Here is a 6,622-nt window from a genome sequence, read left to right as displayed (position 1 = left end):
TGATAATCTACGTTTTCTACGATTGTAAATACTACGCTCAATTTTACAACTTAGCGCTTTAGGAAGATTTCGAAATAAATGATTTTCACTATCAATACCCATAAATTTAGCTGTTAAGACAAGATTTATGAGTTATAAATCAAAAAGTTTAGGTCTTCTACGTTGATAAATTAAAAGTGTATCTGTGGATATTTTCGTAGAACTTATAATATTCTTTCATAATTTGTAAGTAAGTTGTTCATTGTAAATGTTTTGTACTTAAAACAATTTACTGATTTTCAATCAAATGAACAACTTTATTATTTAGTAATCAAAATGCACAACGGGTAAAACTAATATTTTTAATCATAATTTTGATTTAAGTTTTGTAAAAAATCAGCCATATCCTCAATTCGTAATTGCAGCTTACTCCCTACTTTAAGGCAGGATGAAGGCAACATAGTGGCAGTAGAGTGTATACAATACTTTTTTTGGACGGTTGAAAGTTGACAGCAATTCGTCTAAGTTCCCGATACTAAAATCAGAGATTTTCACTCGAACTGACGAAAAGTACAATTGTTTTTCAAGAGTTTTAATTTTGTTGACAGTTCGAGTTGAAAAAAAATGGTGAATCATTACACTCGAGTTTTGTATTTTCACTGTATGAAATGATTAGGCGGTGAATATTTGCTGAATCAAACAAATAGGCAGCGGCTACTTTTGGGTTATGGGCTCGGGAGAGGTTTCGAGAAGCGAAATAAATTAGTAACTAATCTATACTTTCATAATCTTTTTTATCGAGTTGATAATCAATAAACGATACTTTTCTGAGCTTCGCATTTCGTTTTGGAATAATAGGGTAACCTTTGGCTTCGGCAAATACTTTTGTGAATTTTGCGCCGAAATATAGAATTGTTGCAACATAATAAATCCACAACAAAAGAATAACCAACGAACCTGCCGATCCAAAAATGGTAGAATATTTGGAGTTTGCGATATAAATACCAATTAAATATTTTGCAATAAAGAATAGAATCGCCGTAAAAAACGCTCCTACAAAAGCTTGTTTTGCTTTGATACGTGCATCGGGAAGAATCTTGAAGAGAATATAAAATATCAAAATCGAGATTGAAATACTCAATGTATTATTAAGAAGAATAACTGTGGTCTTCGTCATAATGGTATCGAGTTCGAAAAGACTGAAAATTTCTTCTCCAAAACTCATTAATATACTATTTAATATTACTGTTGCTATTAAAACTATTCCTAATGAAAGGATAATCAAAAATGAAAGCCCTCTATTTATTACAAATTTCAACCAAGCTCTACGAGGAACTGCTTCGACACGCCAAATAAGATTGAGACTATCTTGCATATCGGTGAACATTGTTGTAGAACCAAAAATCAAAATTCCGATACCTATATATAAAGCAAGCGAACTATCTCCTGAAATGGTAGAATTTGTAACAAAATTTTGTACAGCTAAAGCGACATCTGGACCAACAATATTTTTAAGCTCATAAAACATTCGGTTTTCGATAGCATCTTTCTTAAAGAATAAACTTGCACTGGAAATTACAATCAGAATTAATGGTGAAAGTGAAAACAATGCGTAATAAGTTAACGAAGCGCTCAATTTCATAATTCGGTCCTCACCAAATTCAACAATTGTCTGTTTTAAAATATTAAAGTAGAATTTTAGTTGCTTCATTAAATTAATTACTTTAGAGATTAAAGATACAAATTCATAAAATCTATAACAAAAAAAAGACCATTCGATGAATGGTCTTTAAAAAAATATATTAAATCTTAGCTTACACTAACATTGTAACAGGATTTTCGATGTACATTCTTAATGTTTGTAAGAATTGTGCACCTGTTGCTCCGTCTACTGTTCTGTGATCACAAGCTAAAGATAATTTCATTGTGTTACCAACTACAACTTGTCCGTCTTTTACAACTGGTTTTTGAATAATTGAACCAACTGATAGGATACAAGAGTTTGGTTGATTGATAATCGATGTGAATGATTCGATTCCAAACATACCTAAGTTTGAAACAGAGAATGTTGATTTTTCCATTTCATCTGCTTTTAATTTGCGATCTCTTGCACGACCTGCATAATCTTTGACCTCAGCAGAAATTTGAGCAAATGATTTTTGATCTGTATTTTTAACAACAGGAACCAATAAACCATCTTCTACAGCAACTGCCACACCGATATTGATATCTCCATGTTGAATAATTTCTGTATCTGTCCAAGTAGAATTAACAGCTGGATGTTTGCGTAAAGCCATTGCACATGCTTTCACAATCATATCGTTGAATGAAATTTTCGTATCAGGCACTGAGTTTAATTGTTTGCGCGCAGCAATCGCATTATCCATATCCAACTCTACATTTAAGTAATAATGAGGAGCTGTAAATTTAGATTCAGCCAAACGTTTAGCGATAACTTTTCTCATTTGAGAATTTGGAATCACTTTATCTTCTCCAGAAACAAAAGTTTGAGCTGGTTTAACTGATTCAGATTTTGCTTCCGCTTTTGGTTGAGCAGATGGTTGATAATTTTCGATATCTTTTTTCACGATACGTCCATTATCACCAGAACCTTTCACCTCTGCTAAATTAATTCCTTTATCTTTTGCAATTGTTTTTGCTAATGGCGATGCAAAAATACGATCAGAAGAAGAAGTTTCTTCAACCTTATTATTTACATCTAATTGTACAACTACTGGTTTTTCGTCATCAACAACTTCTGTAGAAACTGCTGGTGCAGCAACTTTACCTCCGTTTGCTACAATTGCAGAAACGTCAGTACCAGCTTCACCAATAATTGCTAAAACAGAATCTACTGGTGCAGGCTCGTTCACTTTAGCTCCTTGATATAATAAAACACCATCAAATTCTGATTCGAATTCTTGCACTGCTTTATCTGTTTCAATTTCTGCTAAAATATCACCTTCCGCAACTTGATCTCCAACATTTTTGTGCCAAACAACTACAGTTCCTTCTTCCATTGTATCAGAAAGACGAGGCATTGTAATTACTTCCACATTTGCAGGAATTTCTGCAACAGGTTTTGCTTCTTCTGTTTTTGTTTCGCTGGGAGTTGATTTTTCTTCTTTAACTTCAGTCGTAACTTTTGCTCCACCCCCGATTAAACCTGAAATATCTTCTCCTTCATTTCCGATGATTGCTAAAACTTCATCAACATTTGTTGACACTCCTTCTGCAACACCTTGATATAATAATACTCCATCAAATTCTGATTCGAATTCTTGGATTGCTTTATCTGTTTCGATTTCTGCTAAGATATCACCCTCAGCAATTTTATCTCCTACATTTTTGTGCCATTTTACAACAGTTCCTTCTTCCATTGTATCGCTTAAGCGAGGCATTGTAATAATTTCTGCCATGGTTTTTAGTTGTTTTCGATTTTATCTAAGAATGGATAATTTTCTTCTGAATAGATATAATCATACATTACGTGTTCTTCTGGATAGTTAGAGTTTTCTGCAAATTCTGCACATTCTTCTACCATCACTTTTACTTCATCAATAATTGCATCTAATTGTTCTTTAGTTGCCCAATTGTTTACTAAGATATGATTCTCAACATTCAAGATTGGATCTTCTTGTTTGTACTCTTCCACCTCTTCTTTTGTACGATAAGGCTCAGCATCAGACATAGAGTGACCTCTATAACGATATGTACGTACATCTAAGAAAGTTGGTCCATCTCCACGACGCGCTCTTTCAATAGCTTCGTAAGCTGCTTCTGCAACTTTTACAGGATCCATACCATCTACAGGCATACAAGGCATTTCGTATCCTAAACCTAATTTCCAAATATCTTCGTGGTTAGCAGTACGAGAAACAGAAGTTCCCATAGCGTATTGATTGTTTTCGCAAACAAAAACAACTGGTAATTTCCAGTTCATCGCCATGTTAAATGTTTCATGTAATGTACCTTGACGAGTTGCGCCATCTCCCATTAAACAGATTGTAACACCATCGCGATTAAAGAATTTATCACCAAAAGCGATTCCTGCTCCTAATGGAATTTGCCCACCAACGATTCCGTGTCCACCATAAAAATTATGCTCTTTACTGAAAACGTGCATAGATCCTCCTAAACCATGAGAAGTTCCTGTTTCTTTACCACATAATTCAGCCAAAATACGTTTTGGGTCTACACCCAAAGCCATAGGCCAAACGTGACAACGATAAGCAGTAATCACATGATCTACACCAGGTTTCATTGCATGAATAAAACCGGCTGGTAAAGCTTCTTGACCATTGTATAAATGTAAGAAACCTCTAATTTTTTGCTTTAAATATAATGAACGACACTTATCTTCGAAGCGACGCCAAAAAGTCATATCACGATACCATTGTAGGTACGTTTCTTGCGTTAATTTTTCCATAATTGCACAATTCCGTTGGAACAAATTTAAACTAATCTATTTAGTGTACAAAATTGCTACCCTAAAAATTCGTCAGTAAAATGTAATGGAAGCAAATCTTTAGCAGAATTTATCACCAAAACATCACCTTCTTTTCCAGATAAAATAATTTCGATTGGTTGCGATTGTTTCTTTTCAATCTCTAAAATATATTGTCGACACATCCCGCATGGAGGCAATGGATAATTGACATTTGGCGTAGAAACAGCCAATTTTTCAATCTTAATATTTGGGAAGTTTGCATTTACATAAGCCAATAAACCTCTTTCGGCACAAGTTCCGACTGGATACGAAGCATTTTCTTGATTTGAACTCGAAAAAATTTCTCCATTTTCTAATTGAACAGATGCACCAACATTGAAATTAGAATAAGGCGCATATGCATTCAACGAAATATCATAAGCCTCTTCTACTACTTTTTTTTGTTCTGCTGCAAGCTCAGATTTACTCTCGAATCGTTCAAATTCAAAAGAATATTTTTCTTTTTTCATATAGAATTTACACCAAAGTGTATTATTTAATTAATTATTAAATACTTAAATCCTCTCAGCTATTTTATTCAATAGAAAAAGGAAGTAAATTTATAAAAAAATATTTTATGTTAGTGAAAATTTTTGCAAGTGCTATTTTCGGAGTTTCCGCAAAAACAATTATTGTGGAAGTTAATATTGATCAAGGTGTCGGGTATCATTTGGTTGGTTTGCCCGATAGCGCAATAAAAGAAAGTAATTTTAGGATAAATGCTGCACTAAAAAATTCTAATTTGAAATTACCTGGTAAAAAAATCACGATTAATATGGCGCCAGCAGATTTACAAAAAGAAGGTTCTGCCTATGATTTACCAATCGCAATTGGAATTTTAGCAGCTTCGGAGCAAGTAAATTCTGAACAACTCCATAAATTTATAATGATGGGCGAATTATCGCTAGATGGTTCACTTCGACCTATAAAAGGTGCATTGCCGATTGCAATACAAGCAAAAGAAGAAGGTTTCGAAGGAATTATTTTACCCAAACAAAATGCAGACGAAGCAGCTGTTGTAGAAGGAATCGATGTTTTTGCGGTTAATAACATCAGAGAAGTTGTTGATTATTTTAACGAAGAAATCATTTTACAACCTCATCAAGTTAATTTAGATGATTATTTTTTTAGTGAAATGAATAATTATCCTTTCGATTTTGCTGATGTAAAAGGTCAAGAAAATGTAAAACGTGCGATGGAAATCGCTGCTGCAGGAGGACATAACATTATTTTGATCGGTCCTCCAGGAAGTGGAAAAACAATGTTAGCCAAACGAATTGCTTCAATTCTTCCGAAAATGAGCGTACAAGAAGCGCTCGAAACAACAAAAATTCATAGCGTTGCTGGAAAATTATCTAACAAATCATTAATTGTAAGTCGTCCTTTTTCTAGTCCACATCATTCTATATCGGATGTCGCCTTAGTCGGCGGTGGTTCTTATCCACAACCTGGAGAAATTTCTTTGGCGCATAATGGTGTTTTGTTTTTGGATGAATTACCCGAATTTAAGCGAACTGTTTTAGAAGTTATGCGTCAACCTTTGGAAGATCGAGAAGTCACAATTTCGAGGGCAAAATTCACTGTGAATTATCCTGCGAGTTTTATGTTAGTAGCTTCTATGAATCCAAGTCCGAGCGGTTATTTTATGGATGATCCAAACAACACTTCCTCTTTAGCGGAAATGCAACGTTATATGAATAAAATTTCTGGACCACTTTTGGACCGAATTGATTTACATATCGAAGTGAATCCTGTTCCGTTTGATGATTTGTCGCAAGAACGTCGTGGCGAAAAAAGTGCTGTGATTCGTGAACGTGTCATTAATGCAAGAAATATCCAGACCAAACGATTTGAAAATACAAAAGTCCATTACAACTCGCAAATGGGACCAAAAGAGTTGGATACTTTTTGTGATTTAGATGATCATTCGAAGCATTTAATCAAAGTTGTTATGGAAAAATTAAATCTTTCTGCTCGTGCGTATGATCGAATTATTAGGGTTGGACGAACAATTGCAGATTTAGATAATTCTGAAACTATTCTTTCAAAACATATTAGTGAAGCTATTCAGTATAGAAGTTTGGATCGAAATCAGTGGATGTGAGTTTAATTATTAATGATGAATGATGAATTATGCGTTATGCAAAAAAAAGG

The 6,622-nt window shown here is 33.9% G+C and carries 5 protein-coding genes and 1 pseudogene; 1 reads left to right on the top strand and 5 read right to left on the bottom strand.

Annotated features, from left to right (window positions below; translation table 11 throughout):
- From B3792_RS14170 to B3792_RS03430, 5 genes and pseudogenes are all read right to left on the bottom strand, one after another.
- A pseudogene (locus B3792_RS14170) lies at window positions 1–242 on the bottom strand (IS982 family transposase); the annotation flags it as partial.
- Window positions 243–748: 506 nt separating this feature from the next.
- Window positions 749–1,690 carry a YihY/virulence factor BrkB family protein gene (locus tag B3792_RS03445; protein WP_038337079.1) on the bottom strand — a complete coding sequence of 314 codons (942 nt, stop codon included), beginning with the start codon at window positions 1,688–1,690 and terminating at the stop codon, window positions 749–751.
- Window positions 1,691–1,793: 103 nt separating this feature from the next.
- On the bottom strand, window positions 1,794–3,398 hold the full coding sequence (locus B3792_RS03440; RefSeq protein ID WP_125349668.1) for a pyruvate dehydrogenase complex dihydrolipoamide acetyltransferase: 1,605 nt from the start codon (window positions 3,396–3,398) through the stop codon (window positions 1,794–1,796).
- A gap of 5 nt (window positions 3,399–3,403) precedes the next feature.
- Window positions 3,404–4,408, bottom strand: coding sequence for a pyruvate dehydrogenase (acetyl-transferring) E1 component subunit alpha (gene pdhA / locus B3792_RS03435; RefSeq protein ID WP_125349669.1), 1,005 nt, complete (start codon window positions 4,406–4,408; stop codon window positions 3,404–3,406).
- Between the two features lie 56 nt (window positions 4,409–4,464).
- Window positions 4,465–4,938, bottom strand: a complete 474-nt coding sequence (locus B3792_RS03430; RefSeq protein ID WP_038337075.1) for a cytidine deaminase — start codon at window positions 4,936–4,938, stop codon at window positions 4,465–4,467.
- 107 nt (window positions 4,939–5,045) lie between these two features.
- Here B3792_RS03430 and B3792_RS03425 point away from each other — a divergent pair, with 107 nt between their 5' ends.
- Window positions 5,046–6,572: a YifB family Mg chelatase-like AAA ATPase gene (locus B3792_RS03425; RefSeq protein WP_286495370.1), complete on the top strand. Its 1,527-nt coding sequence runs from the start codon at window positions 5,046–5,048 to the stop codon at window positions 6,570–6,572.
- Window positions 6,573–6,622: the final 50 nt, after the last annotated feature.

The sequence above is a fragment of the Empedobacter sp. UBA5924 genome (genome assembly GCF_002431085.1).
GTDB lineage: Bacteria > Bacteroidota > Bacteroidia > Flavobacteriales > Weeksellaceae > Empedobacter > Empedobacter falsenii_B.
This window is presented reverse-complemented; position numbering and strand designations above follow the sequence as displayed.

What these genes read in the sequence shown, in the direction of transcription:
- B3792_RS03445 (WP_038337079.1), bottom strand. Translation starts at nt 1,690, where the DNA reads ATGAAGCAACTAAAATTCTACTTTAATATTTTAAAACAGACAATTGTT.
- B3792_RS03440 (WP_125349668.1), bottom strand. Translation starts at nt 3,398, where the DNA reads ATGGCAGAAATTATTACAATGCCTCGCTTAAGCGATACAATGGAAGAA.
- pdhA (WP_125349669.1), bottom strand. Translation starts at nt 4,408, where the DNA reads ATGGAAAAATTAACGCAAGAAACGTACCTACAATGGTATCGTGATATG.
- B3792_RS03430 (WP_038337075.1), bottom strand. Translation starts at nt 4,938, where the DNA reads ATGAAAAAAGAAAAATATTCTTTTGAATTTGAACGATTCGAGAGTAAA.
- B3792_RS03425 (WP_286495370.1), top strand. Translation starts at nt 5,046, where the DNA reads ATGTTAGTGAAAATTTTTGCAAGTGCTATTTTCGGAGTTTCCGCAAAA.